Raw genomic sequence first — 20,671 nt, 5'->3', positions numbered from 1 at the left:
TCAACCGTTGATACTGATGCGCAACGACGCGGCAATGGCCCAGGGCGCCAACATCAGCGCCAGGGCCAGCAGGGCCCCAAGGATCGCCAGGTGAGCCGACGCCCCATCGCCGACGATGCCCGCCTGCACCGCGCCGGCTCCGAAGATAAGCACCGGTATATAAAGTGGCAGCACCAGCAGCGACAGCAGCACGCCACCCCGGGAGAGCCCCACGGTAAGCGCCGCACCGATGGCGCCGATCAGGCTCAAGCTGGCCGTACCCAACACCAGCGAGAACGCCAGCACCAGGTAGCTGCCGGGAGGCAGCGACAGCATGATGCCCAGCACCGGCGCCATGAGCGCCAGGGGCAAGCCGGTCAGCAGCCAGTGAACCGCCACCTTGGCCAGCGCCAGCATCGGCAGCGGCTGCGGCGTCAGCAGCAATTGCTCGAGGGAGCCGTCGTCATAGTCGCCGCGAAACAGGCTATCCAGTGACAGCAGCGCCGCCAGCAGCGCCGCCACCCACAGCAGGCCCGGCGCGATGGTGGCAAGCAGCTGCGGATCCGGCGAGATACCGATCGGAAACAGGGTGATCACCAGCGCAAAGAACACCAGGGGATTGAGTACCTCGCTGCGCCGGCGCATCAGCAGCAGCAGATCGCGCTTGAGGGTCGCCCACAGTGCGACCGCCAGGCCGCCGCCAGGTTCCCGCCGCGACAGGCCGCAACTTTCCCCGGCGGTCAGCCGAGTCTCAGAACCCGCCATGGGTCTGCCCTCCTCTCCCCAGGTGCACGCGGCGCAGCTCGTCGGTATTCCTGAGCTCATGATGGGTGGTGACCAGCACGCAACCGCCGGCGCGCGCATGCACGATCAGCCGCTCTTCCAGTGCCGCCACGCCATCCCGGTCGATGGCGGTGAAGGGCTCGTCCAGCACCCAGAGGGGGCGAGGCGTCAGCTCCAGCCGGGCCAGCGCCACACGGCGCTGCTGACCGGCCGAGAGCTGCCCGGCCGGCACGTCCTCGAAACCCACCAGCCCCACCGACTCCAGCGCCGCCAGGCGTGCCGCCTCATTGTCGCGCTGGCCGGCCAGGGCCTGGTACCAGGTCAGGTTCTCCAGCGGCGTCAGTGCACCCTTCACCCCCGGGGCGTGGCCCAGATAGAGCAGGCTCTCCAGGAAGGCCTGACGAGCTTTTCGCATCGGCGCACCGTTCCAATAGAGCTCGCCCTGATAGTCGGCCAGCTGGCCGGAGAGGATCTTGAGCAGCGTGGTCTTGCCGCTGCCGTTGGGGCCCTCGATGCGCACGATCTCGCCCGCCTGGATGTCCAGGGCGAGATCCTCGAAGAGCCAGCGATCATCCCGTTCGCAGGCCAGCTTTCGGGCTTGCAGGCTCAGGGTCAAGGCACACTCCGGGATGGGTAATTTGGCTCGAGACTCTACACGGAAAGCGGTTTTCCCGCCAGATTCGCGGATGCGTCAGCCGGTCGCGGTTGACCCGAGTCAAGCCTTGCGACGATGGCCTCTTCTTGCGTGTTAGGACACCCCTGCTATTCTTTCCAGATACTGTATATCTTGACAGTACCCAGCCAACGAGACTGACGACAGGAGACTCACGCCATGCCCGAGGTCAACCCCCGGTACCTTCTTCGCCGCCCCAACCTTCCCCTGGCTCAGGCCTGGACGCCCCTGGAGGGACCGGACGCCGCCGACGACCACCTCGTCGAGATACCGCTGCTCGGCAGCGTCTCGACGGGGCTGCCCATCGAGGCCTGCCTGGACAGCGCCAGCATCCGGGTCCCGGGGCGCATGGTGCGCCGCAACACCTACGCCCTGCGAGTGCGCGGCAACTCCATGATCGGTTGCAACATCTTCGACGGGGATGTGATCATCATCGAGCGTCAGGAGAGCGCCGAGAACGGCGAGACCGCCGTGGTGATGATCAACAACCAGGAGGTCACCCTGAAGAAGCTTTTCATCGAGAAGTCCGGGGTACGCCTGCAGCCCGCCAACGAACGCATGGCCCCGATCTATCTGAAGAACAGCGACATCCAGGTGCTGGGGCTGGTGATGGGCGTGGTGCGCCAGGAGGAACTGGCCGCCTGATGCGCTACTCCGCCCCCGACCTTCCCCCCGGCGAATGGCAGGAAAGCGAGCTGGAGGTGGAGAAGAGCCGCTTCATCACCTGGCTGTGCCACGCCCCCGACGTGGCCGCTTACGAGGCGCTGCTCGCCGAGGCGCGGCGACACCACCCCAATGCCAGCCACCACTGCACCGCCTTCATCGCCGGCCCTCCCGGCGAGCAGGCCGCCATCGGCTTCTCGGATGACGGCGAACCCGGCGGCACCGCCGGGCGGCCCATGTACCGGGTGCTGGAGGGCTCGGGGCTCGGCCAGGTGGGCTGCGTGGTGACCCGATACTTCGGCGGCACCAAGCTGGGCACCGGCGGACTGGCCCGCGCCTATGCCCAGGCGGTGGCCCAGGGCCTGGATCTCCTGCCGCGTTGCCAGGTGGTGGAGCGAACACCCCTGCAGCTGAAGGTCGACTTCGCCGGCGAGGCCGAGGCCCGCGCCTGGCTGGGCGAGCACGGGATCCCCGTGGAGGCAGCCGACTACGCCGCCGAGGGCGTGACCCTGCGCGTGGGCTGGCCCAGCGACACTCCGGTGGACCTCGACGAACTGGAGTCACGCCTGCGCGGGCGGCTGGCACTGCTCCACGAGTGACGCACTATTGCGCCAACGGCGCCCCGCAGGGCGCCGTTTACATGGTCTTGAACCTGGCCTTGCCTGTGAGCCTCAGCCCAGGTACTTGATCATCACCCCCGCCGCCACCGCCGAGCCGATCACGCCGGCCACGTTGGGCCCCATGGCGTGCATCAGCAGGAAGTTGTGGGGGTTGGACTCCAGCCCCACCTTGTTGGCGACGCGCGCCGCCATGGGCACCGCGGAGACACCGGCGGCGCCGATCAGCGGGTTGATGGGCATCTTGCTCATCACGTTCATGAGCTTGGCCATGAGGATGCCGGCGGAGGTGCCAATAGCAAAGGCCACCATGCCCAGCGCCATGATACCGAGCGTCTCTAGTGCCAGAAAGCTCTCGGCCATCAGCTTGGACCCCACGGCCAGGCCCAGCACAATGGTGACAATGTTGATCAGGGCATTCTGGGCGGTATCGGAGAGACGCTCCACCACGCCACACTCGCGCATCAGGTTGCCGAAGCAGAACATGCCGAGCAACGGAGCGGCATCCGGCAGGAACAGCGCCACCAGGACCAGCAGAGCCAGCGGGAAGACGATCTTCTCGAGCTTCGACACCGGACGCAGCTGGGTCATGGTGATCTCGCGCTCACGCTTCGTGGTGAGCAGCTTCATGATCGGCGGCTGGATCATCGGCACCAGCGCCATGTAGGCGTAGGCGGCCACGGCGATGGCACCCAGCAACTCCGGGGCCAGCATGCTCGATACGTAGATTGAAGTGGGCCCGTCGGCACCCCCGATGATGCCGATGGCCGCGGACTGCTCGAGGGAGAAGTCCATCCAGCCCATGGCCGACATGCCCACCGCCCCGAACAGGGTGGCGAAGATGCCGAACTGGGCGGCGGCTCCCAGGAACAGGGTGCGCGGGTTGGCCAGCAGCGGGCCGAAATCGGTCATCGCGCCCACGCCCATGAAGATGATCAGCGGCGCGATGCCCGACTCCACGGCGACCTTGTAGAAGACGTAAAGCAGGCCGTCGGCGTAGCCGACGTTGACCGCCACGTCATGGGCCCCGCGCAGTTGGTCGGGCGAGGCGCCGTCATCCACCAGCGCCCTGAGGGTGGCCCGCCACGTCTCTTCGGCGGCCAGCGGGTCCAGGGTCGCGGCCAGGGCGCTGGCCATCTGCTGGAGCACCGCCGGACGCGCCACCTCAATGGCCTGGTCCAGCGCCGAGATAGCCAGCCCCGCCTCGGGGATGTTGGCCAGGATGCCGCCGAAACCGATCGGCACCAGCAGCAGCGGTTCGAACTTCTTGGCGATGGCCAGGTACAGCAGCACCAGGCCCACCACGATCATCACGGCCTGGCCGAGGGTCAGGTTGTAGGCCCCCGACCCGTACCAGAGGGTTACCAGCTTTTCCATGGGGAGGCCCTTAGAGCTCGATGAGCACGTCGCCGACGGCGACGCTGTCGCCCTCACCGACCTTGACGGCGGAAACGGTGCCGGCGCTTGCCGCGCGCACCTCAGTCTCCATCTTCATCGCCTCGAGAATGATCACCACATCACCCTCCTTGACGGCATCGCCCGGGCGCACGTTGACCTTGAAGATGTTGCCGGCCAGCGGCGCACTGATCACCTCGCCGGTGGAGGCCGGTGCGGCCTCGGCTGCCGGCTGAGCACCGCCGCCCTGCGCCTGGACGTCGGCGATCTCGCCGCCCACGGCGACCTCGACCACATAGGCCTTGCCGTTGACGGTGACGGTGTAGGTCTCGGGGCCGGTCGGCGCAGCGCCCTGGGCGGCCGGCATCTGGGCCTGGGTCCCGCCTTTCTGCGAATCGGCCGGCAGATTGGCGCTGGCATCCGGGGTTTCTTTCCCCGGAGCCTGAGGTACCGGCTCGAAGGCATCGGGGTTGTCGCGATTCTTGAGGAATTTCAGGCCGATCTGCGGGAACAGCGCATAGGTCAGCACGTCATCGATCTCGCGCGCCCCTTCGGCCAGGCGGATACCGTCCACCTTGGCCTTTTCCTTGAGCTCGGCGGCAAGCTTGTCCATCTCCGCCTCGAGCAGGTCTGCGGGACGGCAGGTGATCGGCGCCTTGCCCTCCAGCACGCGGGCCTGCAGCTCCTTGTTGAGCTCGGCCGGTGCGGCGCCATACTCGCCCTTGAGCAGCGCCTGGACCTCCTTGGAGATCGACGTGTAGCGCTCGCCCATCATCACGTTCATCACCGCCTGGGTGCCGACGATCTGGGAGGTCGGGGTAACCAGCGGGATGAAGCCCAGGTCCTCGCGCACCCGGGGGATCTCCTGGAGGACATCGTCGAGCTTGTCGGCGGCGCCCTGCTCCTTGAGCTGGCCTTCCATGTTGGTGAGCATGCCGCCCGGCACCTGGGCGATCAGGATGCGCGAGTCGATGCCTCTCAGCGACCCCTCGAAGGCGGCGTACTTCTTGCGCACCTCGCGGAAGTAGGCAGCGATCTCCTCGAGCAGCTCGAGGTCCAGGCCGGTGTCGCGCTCGGTCCCCTGCAGGATGGCCACCACCGACTCGGTGGGGCTGTGGCCATAGGTCATGGACATCGAGGAGATGGCGGTATCGACATTGTCGATGCCGGCCTCGGCAGCCTTGAGGATGGTGGAAGTGGAGAGCCCGGTGGTGGCGTGGCACTGCATGTGAATCGGGATCTCCACCGCGGCCTTGAGCTTGGTGACCAGCTCATAGGCGTCGTAGGGCTTGAGCAGGCCGGCCATATCCTTGATGCACAAGGAGTCGGCGCCCATGGCGGCAATGGTCTTGCCGAGCTCGACCCAGCCATCCAGGGTGTGGACCGGGCTCACCGTATAGGAGAGCGTGCCCTGGGCGTGGCCCTCGACGTTGCGCACCGCCTGGATGGCGCGCTCCAGGTTGCGCGGGTCGTTCATGGCGTCAAACACGCGGAACACGTCGACGCCGTTGGTCCTGGCGCGCTCGACGAACTTGTCCACCACGTCGTCGCCGTAGTGGCGATAGCCCAGCAGGTTCTGCCCGCGCAGCAGCATCTGCTGGGGCGTGTTGGGCATGGCCGCCTTGAGCTCGCGGATGCGCTCCCAGGGGTCCTCACCCAGGTAACGGATGCAGGCGTCGAAGGTGGCCCCCCCCCAGGATTCCAGCGACCAGAAGCCGACGCGGTCGAGCTTCTCGGCGATGGGCAGCATGTCGTCCAGGCGCATCCGGGTGGCGAACAGCGACTGGTGGGCATCACGCAGGACGACGTCGGTGATGCCGAGCGGGCGAGCGGTGTCAGTCATGGAAGTGACCCTGTATTTTTTAAGAGTTGGATAAGGCGAAAGAAAAGAAGAGGGGGCGCGTCAGCGACGATGGCGCTGGCGATGGCGATGCAGGGCGGCGCCGATCACTGCCATCAGCTCAGCGTCCTGCTGGGCAGGGGGCGCCGGGCGGGGGGCACCGGAGGCGGTTTGCTCGACCGGTTCGGGAGCGAAGCGCCGAAGGAGCAGCGACATCAGGGTGATGGTCATTACCAGAACGGTAAGAAAAACAAAAACGAAGCCCATGCCCAGGGCCATCAGGGTCAGGCCTTCCTCCAGCAGCTCGAAATCCCGCATACGGTGCCTCCGTGTGATCTTCAGCCACCATGCAGCGATCACTCAACAACATGGCGCCTTGCGCAATTTTCCTGATGCTATAACCTGCCAGATTGTCGACAAATTGCAATGGTGTCATGGTGGAAGTCAGCGTTGTTAATTTACTACAAGCACCGCCAGGGCGGCTCGGTCTGGCGCCGATGGAGGGTGTCATCGATGCCCACACCCGGGACCTGCTGACCCGACAACCGGGGTTCGACTGGACGGTGACCGAGTTCGTCCGCGTCGTCGATGCCCGCCTGCCGCCGCGTGTCTTTCACAGGCACTGCCCCGAGCTGCTCCGCCCCGCCGTCGCGACCCCCGGCGGCACACCGGTGCACCTGCAGCTGCTGGGCTCCGACCCGCAAGCGCTGGCCGCCAATGCCCTGCAGGCGCTGAGCCTCGGGGCCACCAGCCTGGACCTCAATTTCGGCTGTCCCGCCAAGCTGGTCAACCGGCACGACGGTGGCGCCTCCCTGCTGCGCGACCCGTCACGCGTGCATGCGTTGGTGGCCGCGGTCCACGAGGCCGTGGGACATGCCATCCCGGTCACCGCCAAACTCCGCCTCGGCTTCGCCGACCGCCGCCTGGCTCTGAGCTGCGCCCTGGCCGCCGAGGCCGGTGGCGCCCGACAGCTGGTGATACATGGCCGCACTCGCAACGAGGGCTACCGACCTCCCGCCCACTGGGAGTGGATCGGACGCATCCGCGCCCGCCTGTCGATTCCAGTGGTCGCCAACGGCGATATCTGGAGCCTCGAGGACTACTGGCGGGCTCGCACCCTCTCAGGCTGTCGCGACGTGATGATCGGCCGCGGCGCCCTGGCCGACCCCTGGCTGGCCCCGCGCATCCGCCACTGGCAGCTGACCGGGGAGCGCCTGCCACCCACATCCTGGATGGGCAGGGCCGAGATCCTCACCCGCTTTGCTGCATTGCAGCGTAGCACACTCGCCGAACGTGGGGTGACCTCGCTGATCAAGCAGTGGCTGAGCCACATGCGCGCCCAGGACCTCGAGGCCGCCCGACGCTTCGAGCGACTCAAGCGCATCAACAGCCTGGACGAGTTGCTCTCCGGGCTTGCGGCATAAAAACTTGCAGCATAAAAAAGAGGCGCAGTCACAATGGCGACGACGCCTCAAACGATCGCGGAGTCACGCACGAGGTCGGGCGACTCCGGCTAGCAGAAAAGCGAAAAATACGGCCCTGGAAAAGCAGAAGACCCGCCCTCCTGGGAGGACGGGTCTGAATCTGGCGCGCCCGGGAGGATTCGAACCTCCGACCCCCTGATTCGTAGTCAGGTACTCTATCCAGCTGAGCTACGGGCGCGTGGTGGAATGATTAACGTGAACGCCATCACGTGACACTGATCTGAAACTGGCTTGAAGTGGCGCGCCCGGGAGGATTCGAACCTCCGACCCCCTGATTCGTAGTCAGGTACTCTATCCAGCTGAGCTACGGGCGCCCGGTCTTCAAACGTATCGTCCATCACTGCCAGACCGAAGTCTTGCCGTCATGGCGGAGAGGGAGGGATTCGAACCCTCGATGAGGCTATAAACCCCATACTCCCTTAGCAGGGGAGCGCCTTCAGCCACTCGGCCACCTCTCCCTATCGACACGGCGCATATCGTACCGATTCTGAAGCGCTTTGTCCAGCCACACTCGCCCTTTTTTCATGTGACGGCCCTCCGGCTGCACGATGAGGACGAACGCGCCGGCGGCGTCAGTCGTCGTGGCCGGAAGCGGCCTCCTCGCCCTTTTCGCGCTGGATCCGCTGATAGATCTCCTCGCGGTGCACGGCGACGTCCTTGGGGGCATTGACACCAATCCGGACCTGATTCCCCTTGACGCCCAACACCGTCACGGTGATGTCATCTCCGATCATCAGGGTCTCGCCGACGCGGCGGGTCAGGATGAGCATGGCTGATCTCCTTCTCAGGCTTGTTCTGAACTCGGCAGTAACGGGATGTTCGCCGCAGGCAGTCCACCGAACCATTATGTGGCACGGCATCGTCCGTGACCAATTCGGCAGCCGATGACACCCGACCTCCCCGTTGAAGGGAAGCCCCGTCACGGGCTCCCCTGTCAGCGTAGAAGGTGTCAGCCGCTCGGGGCACGCTTATTCGCTCTCGATGTCGCTCTTGTCGAGGCCGAAGGCCTTGTGCAGGGCGCGCACGGCTAGCTCCATCTGCTTCTCGTCGATGACCACGGAGATCTTGATCTCGGAGGTGGAGACCATGCGGATGTTGATATTCTCGTCGGCCAGCACCCGGAACATCTTGGAGGCCACGCCGGCATGGGAGCGCATGCCCACGCCCACCAGGGAGACCTTGGCGATGTTGTCGTCACCACGCAGCTCGCCGCCGCCCAGGTCGGGGATAACCTGGTCCTGGATGATGCGCATGGTCTGCTTGTAGTCGCCCTTGGCGACGGTGAAGGTGAAGTCGGTGTAGTCACCGGCCGGCGCCACGTTCTGGACGATCATGTCCACTTCGATGTTGGCATCGGCGATCGGGCCGAGGATGCGCGAGGCGACGCCGGGAACGTCGGGGGTGTTGAGCAGGGTCAGCTTGGCTTCGTTGGCGGTGAAGGCGATACCGGAGATCAGCGGTTCTTCCATGGAATCCTCGTCTTGGTCAGAGTCAGCAACGATCAGGGTGCCGGGGCCATCCTCGAAGCTGGACAGCACGCGCAGCGCAACATTGTACTTGCCGGCAAATTCGACGGCGCGGATCTGCAGGACCTTGGAGCCCAGGCTCGCCAGTTCCAGCATCTCCTCGACGGTGATGGTATCCAGACGCTTGGCCCGGGAAACCACGCGGGGGTCGGTGGTGTAGACACCATCGACATCGGTGTAGATCTGGCACTCGTCGGCCTTCAGAGCCGCGGCCAGGGCCACGCCGGTGGTGTCGGAGCCGCCGCGACCGAGGGTGGTGATGTTGCCCTCCTCGTCCACGCCCTGGAAGCCGGCGACCACCACCACCTTGCCCTCGTCCAGGTCCTCCTGGATCTCGTCGGTCTCGATGCGCTGGATGCGCGCCTTGGTGTGGGAGCTGTCGGTGAGGATACCCACCTGGGAGCCCGTGTAGGAGGTGGCCGGCACGCCCAGCTTGTGCAGCGCCATGGCCAACAGCGAGATGGTGACCTGCTCGCCGGTGGAGACCAGCATGTCCATCTCCCGCGGCGTCGGCTCGTCGTTGATCTCGTTGGCCATGCCGATCAGGCGGTTGGTCTCGCCGCTCATGGCCGAGACCACGACCACGATCTGGTGACCGTCGTCGCGGAAGCCCTTGACCTTCTCGGCCACCGCTTTGATGCGCTCCACGGAGCCCACCGAGGTGCCGCCGAATTTCTGTACGTATAGTGCCATTTGCCGATTTTCCCTCGTGAGTCGAGAGCCAGAGGCGCTCGGATGAGTGAAACGTGAACCCATGCAGACAGGGCCGGGACCCCGCGGTCACCGGCCCTGCCGATTATTACTGGAGGCGGGCCTCGACCCAGGCCGGCACGCTCTCGAGCGCGCCGGGAAGGGCGGCCACGTCGCTGCCGCCGGCCTGGGCCATGTCGGCACGACCGCCGCCCTTGCCGCCCACCTGAGAGGCCACGTGGTTGACCAGCTCGCCGGCCTTGACGCGACCGGTCAGGTCATCGGTGACCCCGGCGATCAGACTGACCTTGCCGGCTTCCCTGTCAGCCACGCCCAGCACGATGATACCCGAGCCCAGCTTGTTCTTGAGCTGGTCCAGAACGTTGCGCAGCTCCTTCCCGGAGACCCCCTCCAGGCGGGTGGCCAGCACCTTGATGCCGTCGACCTCGGTGGCCTGGCTGAGCATGTCGCTGCCTGCGGCGCTGGCCAGCTTGGCCTTGAGCCGCTCGAGCTCCTTCTCCAGCGTCCGGTTGCGCTCTACCAGCGACTCGACGCGCTCCTCGACCTGCTCCGGCTTGGCCTTGAGGCGCTCGCCGATGCGGCTCAGGCGGGCCTCCTGCTCGCGGAAATACACCAGGGCACCCTCGCCGGTGATCGCTTCGACGCGACGCACGCCGCTAGCGATGCCCTGCTCGCTGACGATGTGGAAGCAGCCGATGTCGCCGCTGCGCGCCACGTGGGTGCCGCCGCACAGCTCGATGGAGAAATCGTCGGCGCCGATGGTCAGCACCCGCACATCGTTGGCGTACTTGGCCTCGAACAGCGCCGCGGCGCCCTTGGCCTTGGCCTGGTCGAGGGTCATCTGCTCGATACGGGTGGGCGCGTTGGCCAGGACCTGCTCGTTGACCAGGCGCCCCACCTCATCGAGCTGCTCCGGGGTCATCGCCTCGAAGTGACTGAAGTCGAAGCGCAGCCGCTCGGGAGTGACCAGCGAGCCCTTCTGGGCCACGTGGTCGCCCAGCACCAGGCGCAGCGCCTTGTGCATCAGGTGGGTGGCGGAGTGGTTGCGCAGGGTGGCGCCCCGCAGCTCGGCGTTGACCTCGGGACGCACCTCGGCGCCCACGGTGAGCTCGCCCTCCAGCAGCACGCCGTGGTGCAGGTGGTGGCCGGCCTGCTTCTGGGTGTCGGTGACCAGGAAGCGCCCGCCCGCCACGTGCAAATAGCCGGTATCGCCCACCTGGCCGCCGGACTCGGCATAGAAGGGGGTGCGGTCGAGCACCACCACGCCGCGCTGCTCGGCCGTGAGGCCGTCCAGGGCGTTGCCCTCGCGGTCGACGATGGCGGTGACCGTGGCGCGGTCCTCGAGCCGGTCGTAGCCGGTAAAGGTGGTCTCGCCCTCCAGCTCCAGCGCCGCGCCGTAGTCGGCGCCGAACTGGCTGGCCGCCCGGGCGCGGTCGCGCTGGGCCTCCAGCGCACGCTCGAAGCCGATCTCGTCGAGGGTCACGCCGCGCTCGCGGCAGACATCGGCGGTGAGATCGTAGGGGAAGCCGTAGGTGTCATAGAGCTTGAACACCGTCTCGCCGGGCAGCACCTCGCCATCGAGGCCGGCCAGGGCCTCCTCGAGCAGGCCCATGCCGTGCTCAAGGGTGCGGGCGAACTGCTCCTCCTCCTTGAGCAGTACGCGCTCGATCTGGTGGCGCGCCTCGCGCAGCTCGGGATAGGCGTCACCCATCTCAGCATCCAGCGCCCCCACCAGCTTGTGGAAGAAGTCGCCCTGGGCGCCCAGCTTGTGGCCGTGGCGAATGGCGCGGCGGATGATCCGGCGCAGCACATAGCCTCGTCCCTCGTTGGAGGGCAGCACGCCATCGGCGATCAGGAAGGCGCAGGAGCGGATATGATCGGAGATGACCCGCAGCGAGGGATTGCGGGTGTCGGCGTGGCCGGTATGACGCGCCGCTGAGGCCAGCAGGTTCTGGAACAGGTCGATCTCGTAGTTGGAGTGCACACCCTGCATCACCGCGGCGATGCGCTCCAGGCCCATGCCGGTGTCGATGGAGGGCTTGGGCAGCGGATTGAGGGTGCCCGCGGCGTCACGGTCGAACTGCATGAACACCAGATTCCAGATCTCGATGTAGCGGTCGCCGTCCTCCTCGGGGCTGCCAGGCGGCCCGCCCCACACCTCGGGGCCGTGGTCAAAGAAGATCTCGGAGCTGGGGCCGCAGGGGCCGGTGTCGCCCATCTGCCAGAAGTTGTCCTCGTCCAGCTTCGAGAAGCGAGCCGGGTCGATGCCCATCTCCTCTTTCCAGATCGTCTCGGCCTCGTCATCGCTGACATGCACCGTCACCCACAGCTTCTCCCCGGGCAGGCCCAGGGTCTCGGTGAGGAAGGTCCAGGCGAAGCGGATGGCGTCGCGCTTGAAGTAGTCGCCGAAGCTGAAGTTGCCCAGCATCTCGAAGAAGGTGTGGTGACGGGCGGTGTACCCGACGTTGTCCAGGTCGTTGTGCTTGCCGCCGGCGCGCACGCAGCGCTGGGACGAGGTCGCTCGCACGTAGGGGCGCGGGTCGCGGCCCAGGAAGACGTCCTTGAAGGGCACCATGCCGGCGTTGGTGAACAGCAGGGTCGGGTCGTTGCCCGGCACCAGGGAGCTGGAGGGCACGACGGTGTGGCCGTGCTCCTCGAAGTAACTCAGAAAGGCCTGTCTGATATCTGCGCTTTTCATGGGGTATCCGTGGCGATGGGCTGGGTGGCCGTCCGCAAGGAGACCACCCGGGGCGTTCGCAAAGGGAGCCATTATAGCGCAGTTGTCAAGGGACTGAAGGGGCCGCGCCGGCTAGTACTGATCTGACGCTAAGTCCCAGGCGTGGGCCAGGGCGTGGCGCACCTGGTCGAAGTCGAAGCCGCGGCCGGCCAGGAAGCGCTCGCGCCGGGCGCGCTCGCGGGGAGTGTCACCAGGGCCGGAGAAGCGCCGGGCGAGGGTCTCGCAGGCCAGGGCAAACCAGTCGGCCCCACCTGGCTCTTGCCGCTGCGCCTCCGCGAAGGCGGTGCGAATCATCTCGCGCTCGATGCCGCGCAGGGAGAGCGCCTGGCGGATCTTCAGCGGCCCCTGGCCGCGCAGGATACGCGAGCGCAGGAAGCTCTCGGCGAAGCGGGCATCGGACTGCAGCCCCTGCTCGGCCAGCGCGTCGAGGCACTCGGCGATGGCCTCCGATGCATGTCCCTTCGCCGAGAGCCGAGTCACCAGCTCGGCGCGGGAATGCTCGCGCCGGGCCAGCAGCCGGATGGCGTCATCACGTGGCGTGGCGTCGCCCGGGGCCTTGCCGTTCATGGGTTAGAGCAGGTCGTCGTCGCTGTCGCTCTCGGCGGGTACCGCTTCCTTGGTCTCCTCCTTCTTCGGCTCCACCGGGGCAAGCAGCTGGGCGCGGATCTGGCTCTCGATCTCCTCCATGATGGCCGGGTTGTCCTCGAGGAACTGGGCGGCGTTGGCCTTGCCCTGGCCGATCTTGTTGCCTTGGTAGCTGTACCAGGCGCCGGCCTTGTCGACCAGCTTGCACTGCACGCCCAGATCGATCACTTCGCCGGCGTGATAGATCCCCTTGCCGTAGAGGATCTGGAACTCGGCCTGACGGAACGGCGGGGCCACCTTGTTCTTGACCACTTTGACGCGGGTCTCGTTGCCGGTGACCTCATCGCCCTGCTTCACCGAGCCGGTGCGGCGGATGTCCAGGCGCACGCTGGCATAGAACTTCAGGGCGTTGCCGCCGGTGGTGGTCTCGGGGCTGCCGAACATCACGCCGATCTTCATACGGATCTGGTTGATGAACACCACCATGCAGTTGGCGTTCTTGATATTGCCGGTGATCTTGCGCAGTGCCTGGGACATCAGGCGTGCCTGCAGGCCGACGTGGGAGTCGCCCATCTCGCCCTCGATCTCGGCGCGCGGGGTCAGCGCCGCCACCGAGTCGATGACGATGACGTCGACGCCACCGGAACGCACCAGCATGTCGCAGATCTCCAGGGCCTGCTCGCCGTTATCGGGCTGGGAGACCAGCAGGTCATCCAGGTTGACGCCGAGCTTCTCGGCATAGCTCGGGTCCAGGGCGTGCTCGGCGTCGATGAAGGCGCAGGTCTTGCCCTGCTTCTGGGCCTGGGCAATCACCGACAGGGACAGGGTGGTCTTGCCTGAGGACTCCGGGCCGAATATCTCGACCACCCGACCCAGCGGTAGGCCACCGATGCCGAGCGCGATGTCGAGACCCAGCGAGCCGGTGGAGACCGAGGGCATGACCACGCGAGGGGCGTCGCCGAGGCGCATCACGGTGCCCTTGCCGAACTGGCGCTCGATCTGGGAAAGCGCGGCGTTCAATGCCTTGGAGCGGTTGTCATCCTGAGCCATGTCGGATCTCCTGATCGGGGGTGTCGAATACTGTATGACTGGACAGTAGTATGGCGAAAAAGGGCGGGCAGGACCAGCGCAAAATCCGTCTGGATGCGGGACGGCTTAGCGGGCCTCAAGACAGCGGACCAAGCCCACCAGCGCCTCACGCACCGCCTGCTCACGCACGGCGCGGCGGTCACCGGGGTAGCGGTGGCACTCGGCCCGGGCGTCTTGGGCATCGCCCCAGGCGAGCCACACGGTGCCCACCGGCTTCTCGGCACTGCCGCCGCCCGGGCCGGCCACGCCGCTGATCGCCACGCCGATGTCGGCGCCGCTGTCGCGGCAGGCGCCGGCCACCATGGCTTCGACAACTTCACGACTCACCGCCCCATGGGCCTCGAGCAGTGCCTCGGGCACGCCCAGCAGGCGACCCTTGGCGGCATTGGAATAGGTCACATAGCCGGTCTTGAACCAGTCTGAGCTGCCGGCCACCGCGGTGATGGCGCTGGCCACCCCGCCGCCGGTGCACGACTCCGCGGTCGTCACCGTCACGCCCAGTTCACGGCAGAGCCGGCCCAGGCGCTCGGCCAGGGTGATGAGGTCGAGGTTGGCAAGGCTGGCGGCGGAACGGGACATGGGGTGGCCTCCTGAGTCATCTGCAATCGCTCCTGACGGAGCCGATGCCTGGACGGTAGAATACTGGCTTTTGCCAGCGAGTGCAGAGCCTCAACAGGGATCCGCGATGTCACAGGCCAGCCCCCCCCACACGCCGATGATGACCCAGTACCTGAAGATCAAGCGCGAGCACCCCGGCGCGCTGCTCTTCTACCGCATGGGCGACTTCTACGAGCTCTTCTTCGATGACGCCAAACGCGCCGCCGCGCTGCTCGACATCACCCTGACCCAGCGCGGCCAGTCCGCCGGCAAGCCGATCCCCATGGCCGGCGTGCCCTACCACAGTGCCGAGGGCTATCTGGCGCGCCTGGTGGCCGCCGGCGAGTCGGTAGCAATCTGCGAGCAGATCGGCGACCCGGCCACCAGCAAGGGCCCGGTGGATCGCCGCGTGGTACGCATCGTCACCCCCGGCACCCTCTACGACGAGGCGCTGCTCGACGCCCGCCGCGACAACCTGCTGGTGGCCGTGCACGCCGCCGGCGAGCGCGTCGGCCTGGCCTGGCTGGAGCTCTCCAGCGGGCGCTTCAGCGTGCTGGAGGTAGAAGGCGAAGGCGAGATGCTGGCCGAGTTGCAGCGTCTCGACCCCGCCGAGCTGCTGGTGGCCGAGAGCCTGGCCCTGCCCCCGGCGCTGGACGGCAGGCGTGGCCTACGCCGCCAGGGCGACTGGCTGTTCGATCTGGAGAGCGCCACCCGCCTGCTGTGCGACCAGTTCCAGGTCCAGGACCTGCGCGGCTTCGGCTGCGCCCACCTCAGCGCCGCCATTACTGCGGCCGGCGTGCTGATCGAATACGCCCGCGACACCCAGCGCTCAGGGCTGCCCCACGTCACCGCCATCGGCGTGGAGAGCCGCGACGACGCCGTGGTCATCGACGCCGCCAGCCGCCGCAACCTGGAGATCGACGTCAACCTGGGCGGCAACGGCGACAATACCCTGGCCAGCGTGCTCGACACCACCGCCACCGCCATGGGCTCGCGGTTACTCAAGCGCTGGCTCAACCGTCCGCTGCGTGACCGCGAGCGGGTGCAGGCCCGCCAGTCCGCCGTGGCGCTGCTGCTGGAGGCCGAGGGCTTCGTGGCGCTGCGCGAATCGCTCAAGGCAATCGGCGACGTGGAGCGCATCCTGGCCCGGGTCGCCCTCCACAGCGCTCGACCGCGGGACCTGGCCCGGCTGCGCGACGCCTTCAACGCCCTGCCGGCGCTCGAGCGCGAGCTTGCCGGCTTCCCCGAAGGCACTTCCCTGGACGAGCTCAGGCGTCATATCCGCCCCTATCCGGCGCTCGCCGACACCCTGAAACGTGCCCTGATGGAGAACCCCCCCGTAGTGATCCGCGAGGGCGGGGTGATCGCCGCGGGCTTCGACGCCGAACTCGACGAATACCGCGGGCTGGCGGAACACGCCGGCGACTACCTAGTGAAGCTGGAGACCCGTGAGCGCGAGCGCACCGGCCTGCCCAACCTCAAGGTGGGCTACAACCGAGTGCACGGCTACTTCATCGAGATCCCCCGCGCCCAGGCCAGGGACGCCCCGGCGGACTACGTGCGTCGCCAGACCCTGAAGAACGCCGAGCGCTTCATCATTCCCGAGCTCAAGGAGTTCGAGGACAAGGCCCTGTCAGCGAAGTCCCGCGCCCTGGCTCGGGAGAAGCTGCTCTACGACGGCCTGCTCGACACCCTCAACGCCGAGCTCGACGCCCTCCAGGCCAGCGGCCGGGCGCTGGCCTCCCTGGACGTGCTGTGCGCCTTCGCCGAACGCGCCCAGGCCCTTGAGTTCGTGCGACCCCAGCTGGCCGAGGCACCGGGCATCGCCATCCACGGCGGTCGCCATCCGGTGGTGGAACAGGTCTCTGATGCCCCCTTCGTGCCCAACGACCTGGTCATGGGCGAGGACCGCCGCATGCTGGTGATCACCGGGCCCAACATGGGCGGCAAGTCCACCTACATGCGCCAGGCGGCGCTGATCGTGCTGCTCGCCCACACCGGCAGCTTCGTGCCCGCCGACGCCGCCGAGATCGGCCCGGTGGACCGCATCTTCACCCGCATCGGCTCCTCGGACGACCTGGCCGGTGGGCGCTCCACCTTCATGGTAGAAATGACCGAGACCGCCAACATCCTGCACAACGCCACCGACCACAGCCTGGTGCTGATGGACGAGATCGGCCGCGGCACCAGCACCTTCGACGGCCTGTCGCTGGCCTGGGCCAGCGCCGAGTACCTGACCCGCACCCGGGCCTTCACGCTGTTCGCCACCCACTATTTCGAGATGACCGCCCTGCCCGAGCAAGCCGAGGGTGTGGCCAACGTCCACCTCACCGCGGCCGAGCACAGGGACGGCATCGTCTTCATGCACCGTGTCGAGGAGGGCCCGGCGAGCCAGAGCTACGGACTGCAGGTGGCCCAGCTGGCCGGCGTGCCCCAGAGGGTGATCGCACGGGCCCGGGAGAAGCTCGCCCAGTTGGAGCAGCAGGAGATCGACCAAGGCAGCCGCCCCGCGACGAGTCTCGCCAGTGGCGCTCCCCAACCACAGCAGAGCGATCTCTTCGCCAGCGCCCCCCACCCGCTGGTGGAGGAGCTCGGCGGCCTCGCCCTGGACGAGCTGACCCCGCGCCAGGCGCTGGAGTTGCTCTACCGCTGGCATGACGCCTTGTAACTGCACAACGAGGAGCGCCGGGGGCAGGCCGAAGAGGAGGTCCTATGCCAGGGATGGCATCGGTAGCGCCCAGGGAGGGGTTCACAGCGCCTTCTCGCAGGCCTGCCGACGGATCAGCTCCGAACCTGAGCGGGCCGAGCATCGCTTGCGACGCCAAGGGGGGCGCGACTAGAATGGTCAGATTCACCGCCGCCTTAGTATAAGAAACTCGGCCTTTATAACAGTTTAATCAACTATCCATAGTGGCCGAGCGACGCCGGCCCGAGGAAGGGAGAGTGGCATGACGTTCGTCGTCACCGAGAACTGCATCAAGTGCAAGTACACCGACTGTGTCGAGGTCTGCCCGGTGGACTGCTTCTACGAGGGCCCCAACTTCCTGGTGATCCACCCCGACGAGTGCATCGACTGCGCCCTGTGCGAGCCGGAGTGTCCCGCCGAGGCGATCTTCGCGGAGGATGAACTGCCCGAGGGCCAGGAACCGTTCATCGAGATCAACGCAGAGCTGGCCGAGGTGTGGCCGAACATCAGCGAGAAGAAGGATCCGCTGCCGGATGCCGAGGAGTGGGATGGCAAGCCGGGCAAGCTGGAGCAGCTGGAGCGCTGAGAACGCCCACCGCCCACAGGCGACAGCACGCAAGAAAGAAACAACGCAAAGAAGAACGTCGGAAAAAGGAACGCCGAATGTCTCTCGACATTCGGCGTTCCAACTTCTGCCTGTCATGCTGGAGAACACCGGCAAAAAGGCGACCCTAGGGCCGCCCGCTCCAAGCCGTTCCTTGAGCGGTTCCCTCCGCCCGCTTCCCGTGATGACGTCCCTGCCCGGAAGCAGCCTCCTGCCGCACCTGGCGCATCATTCAGCATCCCGTTGCATCCTGCCGGAGGGCCATTGCTGCCCCCCCCCTTGTCCCGAATTCATTGTGGCAGAGCTGCATTGCAACACAAGCGAGGGCGGAGGCATATTCCTGGCGAACGCCCTCGCTACCCGCTCGGGCGGTCGCCCACCAACGGCTTTAGAATCAATAAGATAAAAAAAAGACCGACACCAGAGGCATCGGTCTTCTCGCTGAGAATGAGTCAATGTCGTCGCTCAGATGTCAGCGATTTCCTACACGGGCTCCCGCGAAAGACAACGCTGTTCGCTTACTGAGCCTTGATGGCCGAGAGCCCCGGATAACCGGCGCGGTCGCCCAACTCGTTCTCGATCACCAGCAGGCGATTGTACTTGGCGACGCGATCGGAGCGGCACAGCGAGCCGGTCTTGATCTGGCCGGCCGAGGTGCCCACCGCGAGATCGGCGATGGTGGTGTCCTCGGTCTCGCCGGAGCGATGCGAGATCACCGCGGTGAAGCCCGCGTCCTGGGCCATGCGGATGGCGTCCAGGGTCTCGGAGAGCGAGCCGATCTGGTTGAACTTGATCAGGATGGAGTTGCCGATCCGCTCGTCGATGCCACGCTTGAGGATCTTCGTGTTGGTGACGAACAAATCGTCGCCCACCAGCTGCACGCGATCACCCAGCTTGTCGGTCAGCGCCCTCCAGCCGTCCCAGTCGGACTCGTCCATGCCGTCCTCGATGGAGACGATGGGGTAATCGTCGCACAGGCCGGCCAGGTAGTCGGCGAAGCCCTGGGCATCATACTGCTTGCCCTCGCCAGCGAGATCATACTGGCCGTCCTTGAAGAACTCGGAGGAGGCACAGTCCAGGGCCAGGGTGACGTCGCGGCCCAGCGCATAGCCAGCATTCGACACCGCCTGCTTGATCACGGCGAGCGCCTCGGCGTTGGAGGCCAGGTTGGGGGCAAAGCCCCCCTCGTCGCCCACGGAGGTGGAGAGGCCCTTGGCGCTGAGCACCTTCTTGAGGGCGTGGAAGATCTCGGCGCCCATACGCAGCCCTTCGCGGAAGTTGGGCGCGCCCACCGGCTGGACCATGAACTCCTGGATATCGACGTTGTTGTCGGCATGCTCGCCGCCATTGAGGATGTTCATCATCGGCACCGGCATGCTGTACTGGCCCGGCTGGCCGTAGAGCTCGGCGATGTGGGCATAGAGCGGCATGCCCTTGGCGTTAGCCGCGGCCTTGGCGGCCGCCAGGGAGACCGCCAGGATGGCGTTGGCGCCCAGCGACGCCTTGTTGTCGGTGCCGTCCAGGGCCAGCATGGCGTCGTCCAGGCCGCGCTGGTCGCGGGCATCCATGCCGACCAAGCACTCGCGAATGTTGCCGTTGACCGCCTCGACCGCCTTCAGCACTCCCTTGCCGAGGAAGCGACTCTGGTCGCCGTCGCGCAGCTCGAGGGCCTCCCGGGAGCCGGTGGAGGCGCCACTGGGGGCATAGGCCTCGCCCACGGCGCCGCTCTCCAGACGCACCTCGGCATGGACGGTGGGGTTGCCGCGGGAATCGAGCACCTCGAGGGCGCGAATGTCGACGATCTTGGTCATGCGAGTCTTCCTCAGTTGTGTCAGCGATGGAGCATTATGGGATGTCGAGCGGCGCGAAGCCCTTCACCACGTCGTCGATGGCCTTGAGCTGGGCCAGGAAGGCCTCGAGCCTGTCCAGCGGCAGCGCACAGGGGCCGTCGCACAGGGCCGCGTCCGGGTCCGGATGCGCCTCCAGGAAGAGGCCGGCCAGCCCCACGGCCACGCCGGCCCGGGCCAGCTCGGCCACCTGGGCACGGCGCCCGTCGGCGCTGTCGGCGCGCCCGCCTGGGCGCTGCAGCGAGTGGGTGACGTCGAAGAACACCGGGCAGCCGGTCTGCTTCATCTCGCCGAAGCCGAGCATGTCCACCACCAGGTTGTTGTAGCCGAAGCTCGAGCCGCGCTCGCAGAGGATCAGCCGGTCGTTGCCGGCCTCCTCGCACTTGCGGATGATGTGGCGCATCTCGTGGGGGGCGAGGAACTGCGGCTTCTTGATATTGATCACCGCCCCGGTCCGGGCCATGGCCACGACAAGATCGGTCTGGCGGGCCAGGAAGGCGGGCAGTTGGATCACATCGGCGACTTCCGCCACCGGCGCGGCCTGCCAGGGCTCATGGACGTCGGTGAGGATCGGCACCCCGAAGCGCGCCTTCACCTCGGCGAGGATCTCGAGCCCCTTCTCCAGGCCCGGACCGCGGTAGGAGTGGATGGAACTGCGGTTGGCCTTGTCGAAGCTCGCCTTGAAGACGTAGGGCATGCCCAGTCGGTTCGTCACCTCGACGTAGGTGTCGGCCACCTCGAGGGCCATCTCCCGGGATTCCAGCACGTTCATGCCGCCGAACAGCATCAGCGGCAACGAATTGCCGGCCTCAAGGCCGGCAATGGACACATGACGTTCGGGTCCGCTCATCCGGC

The 20,671-nt window shown here is 66.8% G+C and carries 18 protein-coding genes and 3 tRNA genes; 5 read left to right on the top strand and 16 right to left on the bottom strand.

Features of this window, described 5'->3' with window-relative positions; translation table 11 throughout:
- Together ccmB and ccmA are read right to left on the bottom strand one after the other, a co-directional pair.
- Positions 1-744, bottom strand: coding sequence for a heme exporter protein CcmB (gene ccmB / locus ACR80S_RS00620; protein WP_435402275.1), 744 nt, complete (start codon positions 742-744; stop codon positions 1-3).
- On the bottom strand, positions 731-1,378 hold the full coding sequence (ccmA, locus tag ACR80S_RS00615; protein WP_435402274.1) for a cytochrome c biogenesis heme-transporting ATPase CcmA: 648 nt from the start codon (positions 1,376-1,378) through the stop codon (positions 731-733). The genes ccmB and ccmA overlap by 14 nt, the downstream gene beginning before the upstream one ends.
- 216 nt (positions 1,379-1,594) lie before the next feature.
- Here ccmA and ACR80S_RS00610 point away from each other — a divergent pair, with 216 nt between their 5' ends.
- A complete protein-coding gene (locus tag ACR80S_RS00610) occupies positions 1,595-2,080 on the top strand; it encodes a LexA family protein (RefSeq protein WP_435402273.1) in 486 nt (161 codons plus the stop codon).
- Positions 2,080-2,697 carry an IMPACT family protein gene (locus ACR80S_RS00605; protein WP_435401300.1) on the top strand — a complete coding sequence of 206 codons (618 nt, stop codon included), beginning with the start codon at positions 2,080-2,082 and terminating at the stop codon, positions 2,695-2,697. The genes ACR80S_RS00610 and ACR80S_RS00605 overlap by 1 nt, the downstream gene beginning before the upstream one ends.
- A gap of 72 nt (positions 2,698-2,769) precedes the next feature.
- Here the strand turns inward: ACR80S_RS00605 and ACR80S_RS00600 are convergent, their stop codons facing one another.
- The 3 genes from ACR80S_RS00600 to ACR80S_RS00590 are packed head-to-tail and all read right to left on the bottom strand — an operon-like array spanning position 2,770 to position 6,268.
- Positions 2,770-4,092, bottom strand: coding sequence for a sodium ion-translocating decarboxylase subunit beta (locus ACR80S_RS00600; protein WP_435402272.1), 1,323 nt, complete (start codon positions 4,090-4,092; stop codon positions 2,770-2,772).
- Between the two features lie 10 nt (positions 4,093-4,102).
- The gene (oadA, locus tag ACR80S_RS00595) at positions 4,103-5,953 is read right to left on the bottom strand and encodes a sodium-extruding oxaloacetate decarboxylase subunit alpha (RefSeq protein WP_435402271.1); all 1,851 of its coding nucleotides are present in this window, start codon (positions 5,951-5,953) and stop codon (positions 4,103-4,105) included.
- 60 nt (positions 5,954-6,013) lie between these two features.
- The gene (locus tag ACR80S_RS00590; protein ID WP_435401297.1) at positions 6,014-6,268 is read right to left on the bottom strand and encodes an OadG family protein; all 255 of its coding nucleotides are present in this window, start codon (positions 6,266-6,268) and stop codon (positions 6,014-6,016) included.
- 179 nt (positions 6,269-6,447) lie between these two features.
- On the opposite strand from ACR80S_RS00590, the gene ACR80S_RS00585 reads away from it, so the two are divergent.
- Entirely contained in the window at positions 6,448-7,374 is a 927-nt protein-coding gene (locus tag ACR80S_RS00585; RefSeq protein ID WP_435402270.1) for a tRNA dihydrouridine synthase, read from the top strand.
- Between the two features lie 161 nt (positions 7,375-7,535).
- Here the strand turns inward: ACR80S_RS00585 and ACR80S_RS00580 are convergent.
- The 9 genes from ACR80S_RS00580 to ACR80S_RS00540 all read right to left on the bottom strand — a co-directional run bounded on the left by ACR80S_RS00580 (position 7,536) and on the right by ACR80S_RS00540 (position 14,661).
- A tRNA-Arg gene (locus ACR80S_RS00580) sits at positions 7,536-7,612 on the bottom strand.
- Positions 7,613-7,671: 59 nt separating this feature from the next.
- Positions 7,672-7,748: transfer RNA gene (locus tag ACR80S_RS00575), tRNA-Arg, on the bottom strand.
- A gap of 51 nt (positions 7,749-7,799) precedes the next feature.
- Positions 7,800-7,892, bottom strand: a tRNA-Ser gene (locus ACR80S_RS00570).
- A gap of 114 nt (positions 7,893-8,006) precedes the next feature.
- Positions 8,007-8,204: a carbon storage regulator CsrA gene (gene csrA / locus ACR80S_RS00565; RefSeq protein ID WP_119023335.1), complete on the bottom strand. Its 198-nt coding sequence runs from the start codon at positions 8,202-8,204 to the stop codon at positions 8,007-8,009.
- Positions 8,205-8,402: 198 nt separating this feature from the next.
- The gene (locus tag ACR80S_RS00560; protein ID WP_435401295.1) at positions 8,403-9,653 is read right to left on the bottom strand and encodes an aspartate kinase; all 1,251 of its coding nucleotides are present in this window, start codon (positions 9,651-9,653) and stop codon (positions 8,403-8,405) included.
- Between the two features lie 106 nt (positions 9,654-9,759).
- Positions 9,760-12,369 (bottom strand): alanine--tRNA ligase, encoded by a 2,610-nt coding sequence (gene alaS / locus ACR80S_RS00555; protein WP_435402269.1) that lies wholly within the window; start codon positions 12,367-12,369, stop codon positions 9,760-9,762.
- Positions 12,370-12,480: 111 nt separating this feature from the next.
- Positions 12,481-12,975, bottom strand: coding sequence for a regulatory protein RecX (locus ACR80S_RS00550; protein WP_435402268.1), 495 nt, complete (start codon positions 12,973-12,975; stop codon positions 12,481-12,483).
- A gap of 3 nt (positions 12,976-12,978) precedes the next feature.
- The gene (recA, locus tag ACR80S_RS00545; protein WP_435401292.1) at positions 12,979-14,043 is read right to left on the bottom strand and encodes a recombinase RecA; all 1,065 of its coding nucleotides are present in this window, start codon (positions 14,041-14,043) and stop codon (positions 12,979-12,981) included.
- Positions 14,044-14,148: 105 nt separating this feature from the next.
- Complete coding sequence (locus tag ACR80S_RS00540) at positions 14,149-14,661, bottom strand: CinA family protein (RefSeq protein ID WP_435402267.1); 513 nt, start codon at positions 14,659-14,661, stop codon at positions 14,149-14,151.
- Positions 14,662-14,767: 106 nt separating this feature from the next.
- Here ACR80S_RS00540 and mutS point away from each other — a divergent pair, with 106 nt between their 5' ends.
- Positions 14,768-17,347 (top strand): DNA mismatch repair protein MutS, encoded by a 2,580-nt coding sequence (gene mutS / locus ACR80S_RS00535; RefSeq protein WP_435401290.1) that lies wholly within the window; start codon positions 14,768-14,770, stop codon positions 17,345-17,347.
- A gap of 280 nt (positions 17,348-17,627) precedes the next feature.
- Complete coding sequence (gene fdxA / locus ACR80S_RS00530; protein WP_290909628.1) at positions 17,628-17,951, top strand: ferredoxin FdxA; 324 nt, start codon at positions 17,628-17,630, stop codon at positions 17,949-17,951.
- Between the two features lie 536 nt (positions 17,952-18,487).
- Here fdxA and eno read toward each other — a convergent pair.
- Positions 18,488-19,780, bottom strand: coding sequence for a phosphopyruvate hydratase (gene eno, locus ACR80S_RS00525; RefSeq protein WP_435401289.1), 1,293 nt, complete (start codon positions 19,778-19,780; stop codon positions 18,488-18,490).
- A 34-nt stretch (positions 19,781-19,814) separates the two neighbouring features.
- Positions 19,815-20,666, bottom strand: a complete 852-nt coding sequence (kdsA, locus tag ACR80S_RS00520; RefSeq protein WP_435402266.1) for a 3-deoxy-8-phosphooctulonate synthase — start codon at positions 20,664-20,666, stop codon at positions 19,815-19,817.
- Positions 20,667-20,671: the final 5 nt, after the last annotated feature.

Origin of the sequence: Halomonas salsilacus (assembly GCF_051216275.1) — a bacterium.
Lineage (GTDB): Bacteria > Pseudomonadota > Gammaproteobacteria > Pseudomonadales > Halomonadaceae > Halomonas.
Note: the sequence above shows the minus strand (reverse complement) of the source record. Positions and strands in the feature narration are given on the sequence as shown.

Excerpts from the sequence above, each read along its gene's own strand:
- ACR80S_RS00550 (WP_435402268.1), bottom strand. The coding sequence starts at position 12,975 with ATGAACGGCAAGGCCCCGGGCGACGCCACGCCACGTGATGACGCCATC.
- ACR80S_RS00600 (WP_435402272.1), bottom strand. The coding sequence starts at position 4,092 with ATGGAAAAGCTGGTAACCCTCTGGTACGGGTCGGGGGCCTACAACCTG.
- csrA (WP_119023335.1), bottom strand. The coding sequence starts at position 8,204 with ATGCTCATCCTGACCCGCCGCGTCGGCGAGACCCTGATGATCGGAGAT.
- mutS (WP_435401290.1), top strand. The coding sequence starts at position 14,768 with ATGTCACAGGCCAGCCCCCCCCACACGCCGATGATGACCCAGTACCTG.
- ccmB (WP_435402275.1), bottom strand. The coding sequence starts at position 744 with ATGGCGGGTTCTGAGACTCGGCTGACCGCCGGGGAAAGTTGCGGCCTG.
- oadA (WP_435402271.1), bottom strand. The coding sequence starts at position 5,953 with ATGACTGACACCGCTCGCCCGCTCGGCATCACCGACGTCGTCCTGCGT.
- ACR80S_RS00605 (WP_435401300.1), top strand. The coding sequence starts at position 2,080 with ATGCGCTACTCCGCCCCCGACCTTCCCCCCGGCGAATGGCAGGAAAGC.
- eno (WP_435401289.1), bottom strand. The coding sequence starts at position 19,780 with ATGACCAAGATCGTCGACATTCGCGCCCTCGAGGTGCTCGATTCCCGC.
- alaS (WP_435402269.1), bottom strand. The coding sequence starts at position 12,369 with ATGAAAAGCGCAGATATCAGACAGGCCTTTCTGAGTTACTTCGAGGAG.
- recA (WP_435401292.1), bottom strand. The coding sequence starts at position 14,043 with ATGGCTCAGGATGACAACCGCTCCAAGGCATTGAACGCCGCGCTTTCC.
- ACR80S_RS00560 (WP_435401295.1), bottom strand. The coding sequence starts at position 9,653 with ATGGCACTATACGTACAGAAATTCGGCGGCACCTCGGTGGGCTCCGTG.
- ACR80S_RS00540 (WP_435402267.1), bottom strand. The coding sequence starts at position 14,661 with ATGTCCCGTTCCGCCGCCAGCCTTGCCAACCTCGACCTCATCACCCTG.
- fdxA (WP_290909628.1), top strand. The coding sequence starts at position 17,628 with ATGACGTTCGTCGTCACCGAGAACTGCATCAAGTGCAAGTACACCGAC.
- kdsA (WP_435402266.1), bottom strand. The coding sequence starts at position 20,666 with ATGAGCGGACCCGAACGTCATGTGTCCATTGCCGGCCTTGAGGCCGGC.
- ACR80S_RS00610 (WP_435402273.1), top strand. The coding sequence starts at position 1,595 with ATGCCCGAGGTCAACCCCCGGTACCTTCTTCGCCGCCCCAACCTTCCC.
- ACR80S_RS00590 (WP_435401297.1), bottom strand. The coding sequence starts at position 6,268 with ATGCGGGATTTCGAGCTGCTGGAGGAAGGCCTGACCCTGATGGCCCTG.
- ACR80S_RS00585 (WP_435402270.1), top strand. The coding sequence starts at position 6,448 with ATGGAGGGTGTCATCGATGCCCACACCCGGGACCTGCTGACCCGACAA.